This window comes from Bacillus pumilus (assembly GCF_038738535.1).
In the GTDB taxonomy this organism is placed as follows: domain Bacteria; phylum Bacillota; class Bacilli; order Bacillales; family Bacillaceae; genus Bacillus.
Genome location: NZ_CP046128.1, coordinates 3,398,486 through 3,417,521, shown reverse-complemented (window position 1 = coordinate 3,417,521; position 19,036 = coordinate 3,398,486). Strand labels below are relative to the sequence as shown.

20 protein-coding genes and 1 riboswitch are annotated in these 19,036 nt (G+C 42.3%); of the genes, 16 read left to right on the top strand and 4 right to left on the bottom strand.

The window, feature by feature from the left end:
• Positions 1-5: 5 nt before the first annotated feature.
• Positions 6-118, bottom strand: a riboswitch (SAM riboswitch).
• Positions 119-329: 211 nt separating this feature from the next.
• The gene (locus tag GKC25_RS17490; RefSeq protein WP_106038323.1) at positions 330-1,007 is read left to right on the top strand and encodes a DUF3298 and DUF4163 domain-containing protein; all 678 of its coding nucleotides are present in this window, start codon (positions 330-332) and stop codon (positions 1,005-1,007) included.
• Between the two features lie 83 nt (positions 1,008-1,090).
• Here the strand turns inward: GKC25_RS17490 and GKC25_RS17485 are convergent, their stop codons facing one another.
• Both GKC25_RS17485 and pepT read right to left on the bottom strand, forming a co-directional pair.
• Positions 1,091-1,270, bottom strand: a complete 180-nt coding sequence (locus GKC25_RS17485) for a hypothetical protein (RefSeq protein WP_003215411.1) — start codon at positions 1,268-1,270, stop codon at positions 1,091-1,093.
• 287 nt (positions 1,271-1,557) lie between these two features.
• Positions 1,558-2,790: a peptidase T gene (gene pepT, locus GKC25_RS17480; RefSeq protein ID WP_106042949.1), complete on the bottom strand. Its 1,233-nt coding sequence runs from the start codon at positions 2,788-2,790 to the stop codon at positions 1,558-1,560.
• 226 nt (positions 2,791-3,016) lie between these two features.
• On the opposite strand from pepT, the gene GKC25_RS17475 reads away from it, so the two are divergent.
• The 5 genes from GKC25_RS17475 to GKC25_RS17455 all read left to right on the top strand — a co-directional run bounded on the left by GKC25_RS17475 (position 3,017) and on the right by GKC25_RS17455 (position 6,427).
• Complete coding sequence (locus GKC25_RS17475) at positions 3,017-3,340, top strand: WXG100 family type VII secretion target (protein WP_187704245.1); 324 nt, start codon at positions 3,017-3,019, stop codon at positions 3,338-3,340.
• A gap of 4 nt (positions 3,341-3,344) precedes the next feature.
• On the top strand, positions 3,345-4,541 hold the full coding sequence (locus tag GKC25_RS17470) for a DUF6861 domain-containing protein (RefSeq protein WP_187704589.1): 1,197 nt from the start codon (positions 3,345-3,347) through the stop codon (positions 4,539-4,541).
• A gap of 12 nt (positions 4,542-4,553) precedes the next feature.
• Complete coding sequence (locus GKC25_RS17465) at positions 4,554-5,312, top strand: hypothetical protein (RefSeq protein ID WP_095285611.1); 759 nt, start codon at positions 4,554-4,556, stop codon at positions 5,310-5,312.
• A 21-nt stretch (positions 5,313-5,333) separates the two neighbouring features.
• Positions 5,334-5,861: a YfjD family protein gene (locus GKC25_RS17460; RefSeq protein WP_034660472.1), complete on the top strand. Its 528-nt coding sequence runs from the start codon at positions 5,334-5,336 to the stop codon at positions 5,859-5,861.
• A 98-nt stretch (positions 5,862-5,959) separates the two neighbouring features.
• Positions 5,960-6,427, top strand: a complete 468-nt coding sequence (locus GKC25_RS17455; RefSeq protein WP_034660471.1) for a helix-turn-helix domain-containing protein — start codon at positions 5,960-5,962, stop codon at positions 6,425-6,427.
• Positions 6,428-6,488: 61 nt separating this feature from the next.
• On the opposite strand, the gene GKC25_RS17450 is transcribed toward GKC25_RS17455, so the two are convergent.
• Positions 6,489-6,836, bottom strand: a complete 348-nt coding sequence (locus tag GKC25_RS17450) for a helix-turn-helix domain-containing protein (RefSeq protein ID WP_003214932.1) — start codon at positions 6,834-6,836, stop codon at positions 6,489-6,491.
• 207 nt (positions 6,837-7,043) lie between these two features.
• On the opposite strand from GKC25_RS17450, the gene GKC25_RS17445 reads away from it, so the two are divergent.
• From GKC25_RS17445 to GKC25_RS17420, 6 genes are all read left to right on the top strand, one after another.
• The gene (locus tag GKC25_RS17445; RefSeq protein ID WP_003215391.1) at positions 7,044-8,033 is read left to right on the top strand and encodes an asparaginase; all 990 of its coding nucleotides are present in this window, start codon (positions 7,044-7,046) and stop codon (positions 8,031-8,033) included.
• Between the two features lie 28 nt (positions 8,034-8,061).
• Positions 8,062-9,483 (top strand): aspartate ammonia-lyase, encoded by a 1,422-nt coding sequence (gene aspA, locus GKC25_RS17440; protein WP_187704244.1) that lies wholly within the window; start codon positions 8,062-8,064, stop codon positions 9,481-9,483.
• A gap of 143 nt (positions 9,484-9,626) precedes the next feature.
• Positions 9,627-11,033, top strand: coding sequence for a Na+/H+ antiporter NhaC (gene nhaC / locus GKC25_RS17435; protein ID WP_095285615.1), 1,407 nt, complete (start codon positions 9,627-9,629; stop codon positions 11,031-11,033).
• A gap of 295 nt (positions 11,034-11,328) precedes the next feature.
• Positions 11,329-11,754: a YwqH-like family protein gene (locus tag GKC25_RS17430; RefSeq protein ID WP_106036382.1), complete on the top strand. Its 426-nt coding sequence runs from the start codon at positions 11,329-11,331 to the stop codon at positions 11,752-11,754.
• A 38-nt stretch (positions 11,755-11,792) separates the two neighbouring features.
• Entirely contained in the window at positions 11,793-12,056 is a 264-nt protein-coding gene (locus tag GKC25_RS17425) for a YwqI/YxiC family protein (protein ID WP_106036383.1), read from the top strand.
• 287 nt (positions 12,057-12,343) lie between these two features.
• Entirely contained in the window at positions 12,344-12,769 is a 426-nt protein-coding gene (locus GKC25_RS17420) for a YwqH-like family protein (RefSeq protein ID WP_034660466.1), read from the top strand.
• Positions 12,770-12,817: 48 nt separating this feature from the next.
• On the opposite strand, the gene GKC25_RS17415 is transcribed toward GKC25_RS17420, so the two are convergent.
• Complete coding sequence (locus GKC25_RS17415; RefSeq protein ID WP_223249929.1) at positions 12,818-13,030, bottom strand: hypothetical protein; 213 nt, start codon at positions 13,028-13,030, stop codon at positions 12,818-12,820.
• Positions 13,031-13,166: 136 nt separating this feature from the next.
• Between GKC25_RS17415 and GKC25_RS17410 the strand changes: the two genes are divergently transcribed.
• The 4 genes from GKC25_RS17410 (at position 13,167) to GKC25_RS17395 (ending at position 19,034) form a co-directional block, all read left to right on the top strand.
• On the top strand, positions 13,167-15,125 hold the full coding sequence (locus GKC25_RS17410) for a BglG family transcription antiterminator (RefSeq protein WP_034660465.1): 1,959 nt from the start codon (positions 13,167-13,169) through the stop codon (positions 15,123-15,125).
• An 89-nt stretch (positions 15,126-15,214) separates the two neighbouring features.
• Positions 15,215-16,525, top strand: a complete 1,311-nt coding sequence (locus tag GKC25_RS17405) for a PTS sugar transporter subunit IIC (protein WP_034660464.1) — start codon at positions 15,215-15,217, stop codon at positions 16,523-16,525.
• A gap of 14 nt (positions 16,526-16,539) precedes the next feature.
• Positions 16,540-17,604: a mannonate dehydratase gene (locus GKC25_RS17400; protein WP_187704243.1), complete on the top strand. Its 1,065-nt coding sequence runs from the start codon at positions 16,540-16,542 to the stop codon at positions 17,602-17,604.
• Complete coding sequence (locus GKC25_RS17395) at positions 17,601-19,034, top strand: glycoside hydrolase family 1 protein (RefSeq protein ID WP_342689861.1); 1,434 nt, start codon at positions 17,601-17,603, stop codon at positions 19,032-19,034. The genes GKC25_RS17400 and GKC25_RS17395 overlap by 4 nt, the downstream gene beginning before the upstream one ends.
• Positions 19,035-19,036 lie beyond the last annotated feature (2 nt).

Genomic DNA, 19,036 nt, shown 5'->3' with positions numbered 1-19,036 from the left:
ACTCTGCCTTATCTTCAAACAAGCATCTGCTTGCCTAAGGAATTAGCACCATTCTGTTCCTAGGAACAGCGGTTGCCGGGTTTCACAGGGCCAGTCCCTCCACCACTCTTAATAAGGTTACCTTTTGATTCAATTTTCTTAATATACACAATTATTCAACCTTTTCGAGAAAAAGTCAATGGTTTTTACTGTTTAATTTTCTACATAAACAAATAACGGTAAACAAACCCGATGTGGAAAAAGGAAGAATAATATGGAAATAGCGCTTCTTTTGGTTCTTTTGTCATGGTATACTCAATTGGTAATAGACAAAAATGGGGGTTTTTACTATGACGATGAAAAAAGGCCTAACGATCAGTCTGCTTATTTTTTCGCTGATTGTTTCGTTGTTTGCGCCAGTTGGATCGGCGGATGCCAAACAAGCAAAAAAAGCAAAAGTAAGCACACACTATTATAAAAAGAAAAAAACGTTCAAATATGCACAGGTGAAAAACCTAAGCAAGGCGCATATGAAAACCATCAATCGTGATTTGAAAGAAGATATTTCCTTCTCCTATTCTACGTACTTGTTCTTAAAGGACGAAGCGAAAAAGGAAGGCTTTGGGAAGATCACGTACGAAAGATCGTTTAAAACGAAATTTAACAATGGGAAGAAGCTCAGTATCTTAAACTATGACTACATGAATGATGGTGGAATGCATGGGGATACGATGGTTTCCAGCATGAACTATGTGTTAACAAAGAAAAAGACAAAGCAGCTGTTCTTGACAGACGTTGTGAAAACAAAGAAAAAACGTACGAAAGTAAGAGATTATATTTATAACTACACAAAGAAACATAAAAGCAAATTCTATGCGAACCTGAAAAAAAGTGACATTGAAATCAACTACAACACGCAGTATTACTTCACGAAAAAGGGAATTGCTGTTGTCTTCCAGCCATATGAAATTTCACCTTATTATGTAGGAATTCCTATGATTCAAGTTCCTGCGAAGGTATATAAATAAAAAGAAAAACGGCCAATGAATCTGGTCGTTTTTTGTTATTTACTCAAACAAAAAGAGCCCCTCATGAGGCTCTCTCTTTAGATTTATACTTGTTTAGGTGCATCATTTAGTGGATGACGGCGTTTTCCGTTGTAGTGGCGGCGCATACGAAAGATTTCAAACTCCGAAAGCTCTGCGCTTTTTCGTTTTGGTGTGCGGTTATCTTTTTTGAAAGAGAATAGTAAGTAGCAGCAAAGTGAAGCGATAATCAATAAAATCATCATATGACATTCCTCCAATTCATCCTATTCTTTAGTGTAGACAGGGTGAGTGATGTTTATAACTGAAAATAAGCAGCAGAATCGGTTTAGTTCTTAAGGTTTAGTCGATCTGCTAATTTAGGTCTAAAATACTGGTTGTTTTTAACTATTATATTTCCAGTTATTGCACTCGTCAAGAAGAATTTTTCTGGTGTTGTCTCTATTAGTACGAAAAAGTGTCATAAAAGTTTCAGAAAATTGTAAACTTTTATTAAAAAACCGTTCCCGAACAGGAACGGTTTTAAACATATCTATGCTTTTTCTTCAAATAAACGTGCGATTTCAACGATGACTTCTGTTGCTTTCACCATGTTCTCGACAGAAATAAATTCATATTTACCGTGGAAGTTTTCCCCGCCAGTAAAGATGTTTGGCGTTGGAAGACCTTTATATGAAAGCTGGGAGCCATCTGTACCGCCGCGGATGGGTTCGATCACAGGTGTCACTGAGCGGTTTTCCATTGCTTCATGGGCAATATCCACAATATGTTTCACCGGCTCAATTTTTTCTCTCATATTATAATATTGATCTTGAATGCTGAGATTTATGCTGTTTTCTCCGTAGATGGCTTTTAAGTCATTTGCTATTTTTTCAAATAGTGCTTTGCGATCGTTAAATTTGTCTTTATCAAAATCACGAATAATATATTGCAGCTCTGCTTCTTCGACTTCTCCTACAAACTTCGTGAGATGGAAAAATCCTTCGTAGCCTTCTGTATATTCCGGAGATTCATCAGAAGGAAGTTTGTTATGGAAGAGCATCCCAATCTTCGCAGCACTAACCATTTTGTCTTTTGCTGTCCCTGGGTGGACGTTGTTTCCTTTAATTGATACTTTCGCACCTGCTGCGTTGAAGCTTTCATATTGCAGCTCCCCGAGCGGTCCTCCGTCAATTGTATAAGCATAGGAAGCGCCAAAGGCATCAACATCAAATTTGTGCGGCCCTCTGCCAATTTCTTCATCTGGTGTAAAGGCGACGCGAATTTTTCCATGCTTGATTTCTGGATGCTCAATCAAGTAATGCATAGCGGTCATAATTTCTGCGATACCTGCTTTGTTATCTGCACCAAGCAGGGTCGTGCCATCTGTTGTGATCAGCGTATGTCCTTGATATTTTTGTAAATTTGGAAACTGTGCTGGAGATAAAACGATATGTAGATTTTCATTTAAGGTGATGTCGCCGCCTTGATAGTTTTCATGAAGCTGCGGTTTCACATTCTTGCCGGTGAAGTCAGTGGCTGTGTCGATATGAGCCAGGAAGCCAATGGTCGGCACTTCTTTGTCAGTGTTAGACGGGATCGTTCCCATGACATAGCCGTTTTCATCCATTGTCACTTCTTGAATCCCGATGGACTTCATCTCTTCAACTAGCTGTCTCGCTAGGTTCAACTGTCCTTCAGTAGATGGGCAGCTTTCCTTTTCTGCATCTGACTGCGTATCTACCTTCACATAATTTGTGAAACGCTGAATCATTTCCTTTTTCATCTATACGTCACTCCTTTTGTAGAATACGTCCATTTTATCACGTCTTGAATGCGCTTCATAACAAGAAAGGTTTTCTTTGGCAATTAGAGAGGAAAAAGACCTACTTTCATTAGATGGTGTGTTGAATGGTTCTTTAGGGTGATTTTTTTGGGTGTCTTTTTATTTATAATGAGGACATATAAAATCATCCATTTGTACGTTAAATTGGGAGAAAGGGGTGCGAAAGTTGGATTCTAGTCAAACGCTGGCACTCGCTCAAAAGTTTCAGGAAGCAGCTGATGAGATTCGGCAGTCAAAACAGCTGCTGGAGAATCGGCTGAAGGCAGTAGGATCAGGCTGGCAGGGAGAAGCAAGGGATAAATTTGATCAAAGCTTTGAGGAAACAACGTCACGCTATGATCAATTTGAAAAGGACTTGCTTGAAACAAGTCAGGAACTGCGCGACGCAGCGGTCAAAATCGAGGAACGGAAAGCTGAAATTGCCAGAATGGAAGAGCTTGAGCGAAAGAGACGAGAAGAACGGAGAGAAAGAAATCGAGAAGGGAGATGATGTGATGGCACGTGACATTGTGGTTGATCCAGATCAGCTGACAGGACTGGCGAATGATGTTGTAGGCGAATTGTCTGTCATTGAAACGAAGCACCGCGATTTACATAGTGAACTGGATGGTCTCATTTTAGGCTGTGATCCTCGGTATAGAAGCTGTTTTTCAGGTGTCGGGGATGCATGGGGAGCAGGACAAGCATTGATCAGTAAATTGAGCAGTGATGATATTGCGATTCGTCATGCAAAAGATAAAATGGTCGAAGCAGACGATATTTTACGGAAAATGTACAGCATCTATGATCAATATGGTACAATCACGAGCTTAGCTGGTATTGTGATGATGCAGGCGAAATACTATGGGCTTGGGATGACGACCTTCATTAAAGACAATGGCCGGTATGCAGCGCAGCATTCAAAGCTGCTGCTTGATCTGACCAGCCGGGTAGAAGGAACGAGATTTGACCGGCTAGCAAGGATTTGGCTGAGTAAAAAAGAATTATTAAAACGATCAAACTGGTCGATGGCTGACTTGGTCCATAAGAAATTCACAAAATTTTATCCTGACGATACGGTTGCCTTTACGAATAGCGTTCGTGATTTTACAAAAGGAAGTATCAATTGGAAGGACACGGCTGCTATCAAGTCTGTTCTGAAAAATGGGTCAAGATTCGCGAAAGGAAATGCCATCATTGCAACGGTTGTCACTGGTGCAACGGAAACGGTCGGCTGTGGATTGAAAATTGCCGAGAACTATGCAGAATTCGGTGATCAGCCAGAAGTCCTTAAGCGTGAAAATGCGAAGGCTGTTGGAAATGCAGTGAACAATACGGTCTTTATCGCTGGCGGGTCTGTCGCAGGTGCCGTTGTCGGAGGAGCTCTTGGAAGTTTTGCAGGACCGATTGGAACCGTCGTTGGAGGAGCCATTGGTTCCGCAGTCGGTGGATTTATAGGAGAAAAAGTCGCCAAGCTGACATCAGGCTTTGCTGAACAGGTTGCAGTGAAATTAAAGGACCCTATTCATGCGGTCGTGGATAAAGGGAAACAAGCATTCGAGCTGGCGGGTCAAGGTGTGAAAGCAGTCAATGACACCATTGATCAGGCAAATCAGGTGATACATAAAGGGATAGAAAAAACAAAAGAAACCGCTGATTCGCTCATAAAAGGTGCTGGCGATTTCTTTAAGGGTGCATTTTCTTTTGGATAAGGAGAGATCAAGTTGGATCAGCTAAGTCTAAGTATTGAGGAACTCATCTTTAGTTTTTACAGTGAAGGCTATTTTGAACAGGGCATGTCCTTAAAGGAAGCCTATTATCCTGATGTAGAGGACGAACGCCTTGGGTTTTTATTTGAAATTGCGTGCCGCTCTTTGCTCGCAAAAGGTGTACTTGAATTTCGAAACAGACAATACCGTTATAAAGGGGAATACCGTCATTTCATCCAGGCGATGAATGATGCATCTCACACCGTCAAAGCGTCTCGATTTGGGGATGTAGATGAAGAAGTCAGTACCTCCTTTCATACGACACAGACGGGCGTATATGCGCACCACACGCTTTATGATCAACAAGTCCATCAGATTCAAAAACTGAAAGACGATCAGCAGGCAGAGGAACAAGTGACTGCCTTTTTCAACATACAGATGAGTGATCACCCTGCACCTGTCATCACCTTGCAAGCAGAGGAATTTGAAATGCTATTAGAGCAAGCAAGTGAGGCGAAGAATGAGTGGCCTTCCTTCCTTCATCGAGCAGAGAACGAAGAACTCGTGCAGGCATTTGTTTCTGATGTAAAGACGAGAAAAGGAAAGATGGACTCCCTGATGAAGGTCGTCTACGACAAAAACAATACGCCTGATGTGGAGTCCATGTTATTTGTCATTCCAGGTGAGGAACAGTCGTGGCTTGTGTCGGGAATAAAAGAAAATGAATTTCGCATTGAGACGGCTCATAGAGACGGATTACGTTCTATATTCTAATGGAGAAAAGGAGAATGACGCTTGAATCCAAGTGAAGTAATAGAAGTGAGGAGCAGGACCTTTTTAAGGGTATGGGCATTCTTAGCAACAGGCGGCTTCGGTATCATCGGTATTTGGTTGTTTTCAGAAGCTCTTACATTTGAATCGAATTATACATTGTTTTTATTTTTAGGCGGACTACTAGGCATTGTTTATGGCTGGATCTCTTTCTTGATGATTTTACCGGCTTTTACGAAGAGAGGAAATGTGATTTTTCGCATTCAGCGCGGGAAGAATGGCGCGGTTTTACATCGCGGGCAAGCGATCCCTTTTCAAGACATTCAATCCATCGATATGCGCAGGCATCGGTACAGTGTACGGGGTTTTCTCTTCATGGATGTGTTGATTCGGAAAATAGACGGGAAATTGATCAAGATTCCAGCGTACAGTATTTTAGATGAAGAAGTATTCGAGCAAGCCGTCAAACAAGAGATCTACCCATATTTAAATCAGTCAGCCCAAGAGAACTGGAGACAGCAGCATGGTCAGGTCGAAGAGCAGATCGACTAGGATGTATTTTCCATGATTCCGAAGGATGAGGTGCCACTTTTTCGAAGAAATCGTGTATGATGTCAGTAAAGACTGAACACTCGGGAAGGTGATGAGAGATGGATAAAGAGATGGTAATCGACCTCGTCACAGAACAAATGGCACGGATTCGAAAAGAAAAGAATTATACGCAGGACCGCATGGCTGAGGTACTTGGTCTATCGAAACGGCATTTGCAGCAGGTTGAAAAAAATAGGCTGCGCCTCAACTGGACGCAAACTGCGGCCGTATGTGCATTATTCAGGGATAGTGACATTTTAAAAGGGACACTTGGGGATGATCCGCTTGAGATTCTGGAAGTCGTGGCACATGATGAATTGCATCTATCGGTGGAACGTACGATTGGCGGAAAGGTTTGGTGGCGGACGTCTATCAAAAAAGGCACATTTCGTCTTCAGCAAAATGTGCTTAGTCAGCATTACCGCATCTTAGATGATGAGAATTATCGCTATTATAGTTCGTTTAATAAAGATGAAGCGAAGCGGCGGTTAGAGGAATTAAGTCAGCTTTCTTCTCCTTATTCATAAGCAGCTGATAGGAAAAAGGAAAGAGAGGCACCCGATTGATAGGGGCCTCTCTTTTCTGTGTTTATACTTTTAGAGTGTTTTTCGCCCGAATAAAGGCAACAAGCTGTTTGATTTCTTCATCATTTAGGGGAACGCCGTCGACAAGGATGGTTCCTTCTTTTGCTTCCGTCAGTTCAATTTTGATATCAGAGATTTTGCGTTGTATCTCTGGCTCGTCCGTTCTACCAAGTAAAAAATCAATGGACGTATCATACAAATCAGCCAGCCGCTTCACTGCTTCAAGCGAAGGTCGTCGGTACCCAGATTCGTAACCGGCATAGGTGCTTTTGGCGATACCTAGGCGATCTGCCGTATGCTGGAGAGACCATTTTTTCTTTTTTCTAAGGGTGGTTAAACGATCGAGTATCATTACATGAACGCTCCTTTATATACAACAACAGTATATCATATTTTGACATGGAATGTACGCGTTATGCGTAATAATTTCTTGATTAATTCGCGTTATGTGACTATAATGGCAATGAAGGTACGCGTAAAGCGTATATTATAGAATAGCACAAGCTAGCTTATAATATGTGTGACAAACGAAGTAATTTTATTGAAAGAGGTGGACCTGTTGAAGAAATTATTGCTTTTAACCACTGGTGGGACGATTGCATCTGTAGAGAGTGAAAACGGTTTGGCTCCAGGTGTTAAAGCTGAGGACCTTTTAAGCTATTTAAACGAAATTAATGCAGAGTATACAATGGACACAAAGTCCCTAATGAGTATAGATAGTACAAATATGCAGCCTGAATACTGGGTGGATATTGCAACAGCCATTTATGAAAATTATGATCAATATGACGGTTTTGTTGTCACGCATGGTACAGACACGATGGCCTATACATCAGCAGCTCTTTCTTATATGCTGCAAAATCCGGATAAGCCAATTGTCATTACAGGCTCACAAATCCCGATTACGTTTAAGAAAACAGATGCGAAGAAAAACATCACCGATGCGATTCGCTTTGCATGTGACGGCGTAGGCGGCGTGTATGTTGTCTTTGATGGCAGAGTCATTCAAGGAACACGCGCAATCAAACTAAGAACGAAAAGCTATGATGCATTTGAAAGTATTAACTACCCATATATTGCATCGATTGAAAACCATCAAATTGAATACAATAGCAAAGTAAAAAGATCGTCAATGAAACCGCTTAAATTAGACGCATCTTTAAACACCGACGTTTGTCTCTTGAAATTGCACCCAGGTCTAAAGCCTGAGTTCTTAGATGCAATCAAAGGCGTCTACAAAGGAGTCGTGATCGAAAGCTACGGCAGCGGCGGTATTCCTTTCGAAGGAAGAAACCTTTTAGAGAAAATCAACGAATTGCTTGAAGAAGGAATTTCTGTTGTCATCACAACTCAGTGTCTTGAAGAAGGAGAAGACATGAGCGTGTATGAAGTAGGACGCAAAATCAATCAAGAACTGGTGGCACGTTCACGAAACATGAACACAGAAGCCATCGTGCCGAAACTTATGTGGGCATTAGGTAAAACAACAGACCCAAGAGAAGTGAAGAAGATTATGGAAACGCCAATCGCAGAAGATTTAGTGATTTAACTATTCTATAGAAAGCAGGTCATATCAGATGGTTCAAGCAACTTATCGCTATGAGAAGGATTTTCTTGGTGAAAAAGAAATTCCGGCAGACGTGTATTATGGGGTTCAAACCCTTCGTGCAAAAGAAAATTTCCCGATTACAGGATATCGCATGCACGAGGAACTGATCAGAGCCTTTGCCATCGTGAAAAAAGCAGCAGCTCAAGCCAATATGGAAGTTGGACGTTTATATAAAGGAATTGGAAATGCCATCGTACAAGCCTCTGATGAAGTTATTGAAGGCAAGCTGCATGAATACTTTATTGTAGACCCAATCCAAGGCGGCGCAGGAACGTCGATGAATATGAATGCCAATGAAGTGATTGGAAACAGAGCGCTAGAAATCATGGGGCATCAAAAGGGTGAATACATCCATTTAAGCCCAAACACACATGTAAACATGTCACAATCGACGAATGACTCGTTTCCAACAGCTATCCACATTGCTGTATTGAAGCAGTTAGACATTCTGCTTGAGACAATGCAAACGATGCAGGACGTATTCCAAAAGAAAGCAAAAGAATTTGATCATGTGATCAAAATGGGACGTACGCATCTGCAGGATGCTGTTCCAATTCGTTTAGGACAGGAATTTGAGGCATACAGCCGCGTGCTCAGCCGTGATATTAAACGGATCAACCAATCAAAGCAGCATTTATATGAAGTGAATATGGGTGCAACAGCTGTTGGGACAGGCTTAAACGCAGATCCTCGTTATATTGAGATCGTTGTGAAGAAGCTAGCAGATATTTCTGGTCTTCCGCTTGTAGGCGCAGAGCATCTCGTGGATGCGACGCAAAATACAGATGCTTACACAGAAGTGTCCGCCGCATTAAAAGTATGCATGATGAACATGTCTAAGATTGCCAATGACCTTCGCCTAATGGCTTCTGGACCGCGTGCAGGTCTTGCTGAAATTGCATTGCCAGCTCGTCAGCCAGGATCATCCATTATGCCTGGGAAAGTCAATCCAGTCATGGCAGAGCTCATTAACCAAATCGCATTCCAGGTCATTGGGAACGACCATACCATCTGTCTTGCTTCTGAAGCAGGCCAGCTTGAGTTAAATGTGATGGAGCCTGTTTTGGTCTTTAACTTGCTTCAATCTATTAGTATAATGAATAACGGATTCCGCTCATTCACAGATCATTGTTTAGTGGACATTGAAGCAAATGAAAAACGTTTGAAAGAATATGTGGAAAAAAGTGCAGGCGTCATTACTGCGGTAAACCCTCACTTAGGCTATGAAGCCGCGGCTAGAATCGCAAGGGAAGCCATTTTAAGTGGAGAATCCATTAGAGATCTTTGCTTGCAAAATGATGTGTTAACAGAAGAAGAACTTGATATTATTTTGAATCCATATGAGATGACAAAGCCTGGTATTGCGGGTGCAGAGCTCCTAGAGCGATAATAATATCAAAAATTTTATTTTATTAATATGTAGAATTGCCTGTGAAATAGAGAAAAACAGGCAATTCACTTTCTTTCGAATTGACACACTTTTTTCACAATATTTTGAAAACGCTTAACGCGTACACAAAGGGAGGAAACACAATGAAATCACCACGTCTGCCGTCTATGTTAGAAGTCGTGTCTGTACTTGGCTTGTTTTTAGCAATTGTTTTATCTTTTACTCTTTATTTCAAATTGGATATTCAACTAGCATTGTTTATCTCATGGTTTATGGTTATCGCATTAGGTATTCGATTGGGGCACTCCTATAAGGATCTTCAAAATGCGATCACAAAAGGGATATCGAATGGTTTAGAAGCCATTTTAATCTTAATTGCAGTAGGTGCACTTGTTGGTACATGGATTGCAGGTGGGGTTGTACCTACGTTAATCTATTATGGTTTAGAGTTTATTCATCCTAATATCTTCTTATTAGCTACACTTGTCATCTGTGCACTCATGTCCATTGCAACAGGAACCTCTTGGGGGACGGTTGGAACGGCAGGGATTGCGATGATCGCAATTGGTGAAGGGCTAGGTATTCCACTTCCGATCGTGGCAGGTGCCGTCTTATCTGGTGCTTATTTTGGAGATAAATTATCCCCATTATCAGATAGTACAGTGCTCGCTTCCTCTCTTTCAAAAGTGGACGTGCTGGCACATGTTCGAGCGATGATGGTTTTATCCATACCAGCCTTTGTCATTACGGCCATTATGTTTACGGTTACAGGCTTTATGTATGGTGGACGCAACATTGATCAAAATAAGGTAGAATTTTTGAAAAATGCCCTGCATGATACATTTACCATTAACATTTGGATGGTCATCCCAGCAGTAGTGGTTGTATTACTGCTCGTATTTAAGAAACCTTCAATGCCTGTTATTGCCATTGGTGCTCTTTTAGGATCTATTTGGGCGATGGCTTTCCAAGGAATGAATCCGGCAGATGCGATTGGTTCAGCATACAATGGCTTCTCTATTAATTCAGATGTAGATTTCTTAAATACGCTGTTAAATCGTGGTGGTATTGTGAATATGCTTGGATCTTTAGTGGTCATTATTCTCGGGCTTGGGTTTGGTGGCGTGCTTGAATATCTAGGCGTTCTAAAAGTGATTGTCGCTACTTTCGAGAAGAAATTATATAATGCAGGAAATGTAACCCTATCTACACTTGTTGTAGCATTCTTTGCAAATATTTTTGGATGTGCAATGTACGTTTCATTAATTCTTACACCGAAAATTATGGAAAAAAGCTACGATAAATTGAAAATAGACAGACGCGTTCTATCTAGAAACGCTGAGGTCGGTGGAACAATGACGTCTGGTATGGTCCCTTGGTCAGATAACGGGATTTATATGGCGGGAATTCTAGGCGTATCCACATTCTCTTATTTACCATTTATGTGGTTGAGCTTTGTTGCCATTGGTCTTGCTATTATTTATGGATATACAGGGAAATTCATCTGGTACGTTAAGAATCCACAAGAATCAGAAGAATCGGCTTCATAAGCCGTTTACAAAAGCCGCCTCAATTAGGCGGCTTTTGCTTGTCCTAGGACCGAGAGACTACATATGATATAAAGAAGATGATCGGGAGTTTAGACCCTTTATAAAAGAGGTCTAAAGAGGTAATGTGAAGCAGAACGAAAGCATATTTATCCCATAAAAAGGGTACAAATCCCTATTCAAACATGAGTCTTTGAACCTTATAATAACAATAATGGAAAAAGTGCTATTCACCTTACGCTCGTTTAGAGGAACTCTAAGCAGCGTTTTTATTTTTTGTCAGGAGGAGGAACCCATAATGAGCTTATCGGATATGCTGTCTGCCCTAAACGGTGGCATTACAAGTAAAAAAGCAGAAATCGAAGAGAAAATCGCTCGACTGAAGAAGGCGAAAAGTAAGGTCGAACGTGAACAAGATGCGGCAGAAACAGATCTGAAGCAAATCAAGCAGCCAAAGCTTGGGACCTCTTGGAATGGTGAGCGAAGCAAGGATTTCAAATCAGAGCGGAATGAAGCACATGATGCGCTGCAAACGATTGTGAACGACAAATACCCACGCTACGTGAGCCGCATCGAATTCAAAATCAGTACATTAGAAGCTGAACAGGCTGCGTTATCTTTTGCCAGTTCTTTAGCTGGAGACGCCGCACGTCTTGCTGAAAAAGGAGAAGACGCAGTAGAGGACGCCAAACGCTTGATCTCAAAAGCATGGAGCAGCTTGTAAAGCTGCTTTCATGCTGAACAAATCTGGAGGATATCACGATGGGACAAATTAAGTTAAACTACCAAACAGTTATGAATCAACTAGATGAAGTCTCCCAAGCAGTCGAAGCTTTAATGATGAAAAAAGCAGCAGATAAAGCGGGTGAAAACAGCCTTGAATTTGTGACCAAATGGACGGCACGTGAGGCAGAGGTGAACGAAATGGTCTCAAACTTTAAAGAAGCCTTAATTAAAAATGTCCAGGACACGCGCTCGAATGTGAAAACCTTAAAAGAACAGGACGAAGCGATTGCTGTAAAATAATCAGCACAATCGCTTTTATTTATGGATTACATTTGCATGATAAGAAATATAGTTCAATGGAATCATATAAAATTCAGGATGTACGACCTTGTATTATTCCGTTTTTCTTCCAAACGCGTCACTAAAAGGACACCTTTTCCCTATTTAAGACTGAGGCTTTTCACCTTATACTATACTTAATGAAAGCGAAACGATAGAAATGTCAGGATTGGAAAAATCAAGTGAGTCGATAGCTTCCAAGGCTCTGACGCTGTGCTTTCGTATGAGGTCCGATAGAGGTGGATGACATGAGTTTATCCGAGATGCTACACCATCTGCATATGGGAATTGAAAACAGACGTGCAGAATTTGATGAAATGATCTCTCGGTTAAAGACAGCCAAAAGCAATATTCGAACAGAACAAGATCTTGCGCAGTCAGACATAAAGGAAATTAAGAAGCCTGCTCTAGATTCGTCATGGAAAGGTGAGAGAGGAACCGACTTTCATCGCCACCGAAAAGACGCCTACCATGTAATGCACGACATCGTGAACAATGAGTATGAAAAATATATAACCGAGCTTGATCAAAAAATCTTGCACTTTGAATTAAAAAAAATGGAGCTGGCTGTTGCCAGTAATTTTGCCGGAAGAGCCCAGGACGTGATGGAAAAGGGCGAGGATTTTGCAAAGGATGTTAAACATTTGATTGAACGGGGCTGGAAAGCTCTTTAAAATAAAATATAAAACAGTCGTCTCATAAGCGAGCGGCTGTTTTTTTGTTTAGTCACATCCACCACCGCTATCGCCTGAATCTCCCCCGCAGGAGGCATCAGAAGCGTGATGAGTATATGAATCAGTATAGGTACTTGTCGTTGAACTGTGATGTGAAGAACGCTTAGCAGATGTACGTTTATCCTTTGATGTGAACAGGTGGGCAATGATTGCTCCTAAAGAAGCCAATATGATCATAACAACAAACATAAAAGAATCCATGATGTATCCCTCCTCTTGTTTCATCATCATACGATTGAGCCATATTGAGGTTCCCGATTTGTAAGAAAAACTGGGCAAAGAGTTCTATTTTCGTTTATGATGATAGGCAAAAGTAAATGCCAAGGGAGGAGAGCCCATGCTATCTTTACGTCAGGAGGAGCTCCTGAAACGCTTGATGCAAGCGGAGCAGGAACTGACAAGTGAAGAAATTGCCCGCATGATTGGCGTCACATCACGAACCATCCGAACAGATATGAAAGCGCTTAAATCTATAATAGATGAACATGGAGCCGCACTACATATCAAACGCGGGGCAGGGTATACATTGACCGTCGAGGATTATGGGGCATTTCGTACATTTTTGAAAAAGTCGCTGAGAGAAAGAAACGAAAAAAAGGAACAGGTCATTCCCAATCAGCCTAAAGACCGTGTGGCGTATCTATTGAAAAGGCTGCTTCTGTCTGAAGACTATATCAAATTAGATGGGTTGGCAGAGGAACTATTTGTGAGTGAATCGACAGTGAAGAATGATTTGAAAGCTGTCAGACATTTGTTTTCATTACATGGACTTTCTGTAGCACATCGCCCTAAATATGGATTGCGGCTGACAGGGGATGAAATGAAATTAAGATATTGTATGGCTGAGCATGTGTTTCAGCAAGAGCATGCGAACTCTGCGCTGTTACCTGAAGAAACGTATCAATTGGTTCAGGACATTGTGCGTTCACGTACAAAAGCAAGCGGACTTCATCTGTCAGAGATCGGTTTAAGTAATTTAGTCACCCACATCGCCATTGCATGCAAACGAATTGAAGAGAAAAAACTAGTCATGATGCCAGAAGCGGAATTGAAAGACATTCAAGTGCAGCCTGTTTTTCAAGTGGCTCAACAAATGGCAGAAGATATTCGGCATGTATTAGCTATTGATTTTCCGTTATCTGAAATGGCGTACATTGCGATTCACTTGATGGGAGCCAAGATGATGGCATATGGAGATGACGGCCATACGCTATTTCACCTTCTAGACGAAGATCACTTTCGCTTCACTCACCAATTACTTGCTTATGTAGAGGAGCACATGTCACTTGATATTCAATTTGATAAGGAGTTGATCGTTGGATTAAGTCTTCATTTGCGTTCCGCTATTCATCGTTTTAAGTACGATATGAACATTCGTAACCCCTATTTACCGGACATTAAAAGGCATTATCCCATTGCATTTGAAGCGGGTGTCTATATGGGGAGATGGCTGAAGGAAAAAGAGGGGGTCGAGATCCATGAGGATGAGATTGGGTATTTGGCGCTCCATATCGGTGCTGCAATCGAGCGGACAAAATCACAGCATGTGAGAAAGAGATGTCTTATTGTGTGTGCAACGGGTGTCGCCAGCAGTCAGCTCCTTCTTCATAAGCTGACGGCGGCTTTTAGCGGAAGGCTGGAGATCGCTGGAACTGCAAGTGTTGGGGATCTTCCTTCGTATGATTTGAGAAGCATTGATTTTATTATTAGTACCATTCCGCTTCAGAACACATTGCCGGTGCCAGTGATTGATGTACATACGATTTTAAGTGACGATGATATTGTACGGCTGAAACGTTTTGTGCAGGATCCACAGGATACAGGGGTTTTGCGGTATGTCAGTCCGGCGCTGGCATTTTATCAGCAAGACCTTCAATCAAGAGAAGAGGTTCTTCAATTTTTTGTGAACGTGCTAAAGGAACAACATCGCATCCCGGACGAGTTTGAACAATTATTGCTGGAAAGAGAGCAAGTGTCCCCGACATCGTTCGGTCATTTGGTCGCGATTCCTCATCCGATGAAGCCGGCAACAGATGACACGTTTTGTGCGATCTGCACGTTGAAAAAACCGGTGCTGTGGGGTGAAGATCGAGTACAAGTCGTTTGTTTGTTGAGTATCCAGAAGACGTATCAAAAAGAATTACAGTCGCTTTATCAATTTCTTGTGCGGCTGACAGAGCGGAAGGAAGTGGTGGAACAACTCATCAAGGCCGCTTCATTTGAGGAACTGACGGCGGCGCTTCAAATATTGGAGCATCCGAATGAAAAAACGGGACACCCATTTCCGCATCTGTGAGGAAAAAGATTAGATGTTAATGAAAGCGCTTTTAAAATAACATCAAAAAGGAGGATGATCACGAGTTTTTGCAAAGGGGGAGACGGATCATGAGCTTCAAGGAGAAAGCGGCAGACGTCATGGGGAATGTGGCTTATCGCATCACGAATCAGAAGTATATTATGGCGATTAAACAGGCATTTGTCACATTGATGCCAATCATCATTACAGGCGCTTTTGCTGTATTGGTGGCAAATATGATCATGAGCCCGGAAACAGGGCTTGCTCATTTTGAGATATTCAGATTTTTAGCGGAGCTTCAGCCAATTATGAAGGCAATCAATTATGCCACGCTGAACTTTTTAACGATTGGGGCTGTGTTCCTCATCGGGATAGAGCTTGGGAAAATCAACGGGCACAAGTCCCTGTTCCCAGGGCTGATGGCATTGATTTCATTTATATCTGTTATTCCAACGACACTTCTTCTTGAAGTTGATGGATCGATGCGTGAGGTTGTAGATGTACTGGCAAGGCAATTTTCTGATCCAAAAAGCTTATTTTTAGGGATGATCATTGCGATCATATCTGTGGAAATCTTTTGTAAGCTGACCGAGGTGAAATGGCTTCAAATCAAGATGCCAGATTCTGTTCCATCGAATGTTGCGACATCTTTTTCGTCACTTTTTCCTTCGATCATTACGATTACGATCATTAGTTCATTCGGCTTTGCATTTCACCGTTTGACAGGCATTTATTTGCATGAAGCAGTGTATAACGTGGTGCAGCGCCCGCTAGAAAGTGTTGTACAGGGTCTGCCGGGGATTTTAACGTTGATGTTTGTGGCGCAATTTTTCTGGGTGATCGGCATCCATGGCAACCAGATGATCAAACCGATCCGGGAGCCGCTCTTATTAGGGTCGATTGCAGTGAATATGACAGCATTTCAAGAGGGAAAAGAGATTCCGAATATCATCACGATGCCATTTTGGGATGTGTATATGAGTATTGGTGGTTCAGGTGTGACCATTGGGCTTTTGATTGCGATTTTTATTGCTGGAAGAAGGGAAGAGATGCGAAGCATTGCCAAGCTCTCATCTGGGCCGGGCCTCTTCAACATCAATGAACCCGTTATTTTTGGATTACCCGTTATGTTAAACCCTGTGATGGCAATCCCATTTATCGTCACACCGCTTGTGACAGGGACGATTGGTTACATTGCGACAGCTACAGGGTTTGCTGGAAAAGCAGTCGTGATGGTGCCGTGGACGACACCGCCGATTGTGAATGCATGGCTGTCAACCGCTGGCAGTATGGGAGCTGTCATTACACAGCTCATCTGTATTGTAGTAGCAGTCTTCATCTATTTGCCATTTGTTCTCTTGTCTAACCGCAAACCAGAAGCGGCACCAGATTCAGAATAAAAGGAGGGGCATGAATGAACATGCAATTTAGGTGGTACGGAGAGGACGATCCTGTTTCACTCGCACATATACGTCAAATTCCAGGCATGAAAGGCATTGTGAGTGCCGTCTATGATGTCCCAGCTGGTGACCTGTGGCCTGAGGAAAGGATTGCTCATGTAAAAGCACAGATTGAGAGACATGAACTTTCCTTTGAGGTCGTGGAAAGTCTTCCTGTCCATGAAGATATTAAACTTGGAAAGCCGAGCAGAGACGTCTATATCAAGCATTATCAAGAAAATATCCGACGATTAGCGAAGCACGGTGTGAAGGTCATTTGTTATAACTTCATGCCTGTCCTCGATTGGACACGAACGCAGCTAGACCTTCCATTAGCTGATCAATCCACGACCCTTGCCTATTTTCAGCATCAACTAGAACACATGGATATAGAGACAGATCCATTTTCGCTGCCAGGATGGGATATCTCTTATACACAGGAGGAAATGAAACAATTGATGACTGATTACAGGAAGCTTGGGGCAGAAAGGCTATTCGAGAACCTGTCTTATTTTCTACAACATATCATTCCGGTGGCAGCGGAAGAAAAGATCAACATGGCACTCCATCCAGATGACCCTCCTTGGGATATATTCGGACTGCCTCGTATTGTCAGTAATGAAAAGCAGTTGGATCGTATTCTTCAAATCGATGGACGCTCTCAACACGGTCTTACCTTTTGCTCTGGTTCACTCGGCTGTCATGCGCAGAACGATATACCGTCACTTGCGCGTAAATATGCGAAAAAAGGACGTATCCACTTTGCTCATTTGCGCAATGTTCTCGTGCATGAAAACGGTGATTTTGAAGAGTCAGCACACCTTTCATCAGCAGGTAGTCTCGATATGGGGGCAATTATGAAGGCTTTGTATGAAGAGGGATTTGCTGGTTATGTCCGTCCGGATCATGGGCGTATGATTTTTGGCGAGACAGGCAGACCTGGCTACGGTTTATATGATCGAGCGCTTGGGGCTATGTATTTGCAAGGAATTTGGGAAGGACTTCACGTTCAATCGAGGAAAGGGAAGGTGGCGACATGAACAGAATCGAGATTCCAAGTGATTTTATCCTAGGTGCAGCGGCTTCTGCTTGGCAAACAGAGGGATGGAAGGGAAAGCAGGTGCATCAGGATTCGTACATTGATTCATGGTATAAGGAAGGATATCACGTGTGGCACGAAGGATATGGTCCGGCTGGTGCGACGAACTTTTACGAGCGCTATCCTGAAGATGTGGCCTTAATGAGTGAGATTGGACTGACACATTATAGGACATCGATCAATTGGTCGAGGTTTCTCATAGATTACGAGAAGGGGATTGTGGATGAGACCTATGCCCGTTACATTGATGACTTGATCAATGGATTAATTGCAGCAGGTGTAGAGCCAATGTTTTGCTTAGAGCATTATGAGCTTCCTGCCGTTTTGCTTGAGAAGTATGGCGGATGGTCATCAAAGCATGTCGTCGAGCTGTTTGTTCTCTATGCGGAAAAAGTGTTTGAGCGCTACGGGGACAGGGTCAAACATTGGTTTAGCTTTAATGAACCAATTGTTGTCCAAACACGTGTTTATCTAGATGCCATCCGTTATCCCTTTGAGCAAAATACGAAAAAATGGATGCAGTGGAACTATCATAAAGCGCTGGCAACAGCAAAAGTGGTGAAGCTGTTTCGGGAGATGGGATTGAAGGAATCGACAGGTGCAAAAATCGGGGTGATTCTCAATCCAGAAGTGACGTATGCAAGATCCTCTGCCCCGCATGATCAAGAAGCGGCACGGATGTATGATTTGTTTTTCAATCGAATGTTCTTAGATCCCTCCATCAAAGGGGAGTATCCAGAGGAATTGCTCGATGTGTTGAAAAAGCATGATATTCTTTTTGATTCGACAGAGGAAGAGCTTCAGGTCATCAAGAATCATACGGTCGATGTCGTCGGGCTCAACTTATACTATCCGCATCGTGTCAAGGCACCGAGTAAGGCGTGGAACGAAGGGACGCCATTTCATCCGTCTTATTATTACGATATGTTTGAGCTGCCAGGGAGAAAAATGAATCCATTCAGAGGCTGGGAAATCTACCCAAATATTGTCTATGATATGGGGATGAGAATAAAAGAAGAATACGGAAATATCGAGTGGTTTGTAGCCGAAAACGGGATGGGTGTAGAAAAGGAAGAACGGTTTAAAAATGAAGACGGTATCATTGATGATCAGTATCGCATTTCATTTATCAGCCAGCATTTGAAGCGGGCACTTCAAGCGAAAGCAGAAGGATCAAATTGCACGGGCTATATGCTGTGGGCTTTTACGGATAATGTCTCACCGATGAATGCCTTTAAAAACCGCTACGGATTAGTCGAAATCCAGCTGGAAAATGAACGGAATCGCCAGTTGAAATCATCAGCGTATTGGTACCAGACATTAATCAAAACAAGGGAACTGAAGGTTGAAACAGAAGTCATCTATCGATAGGA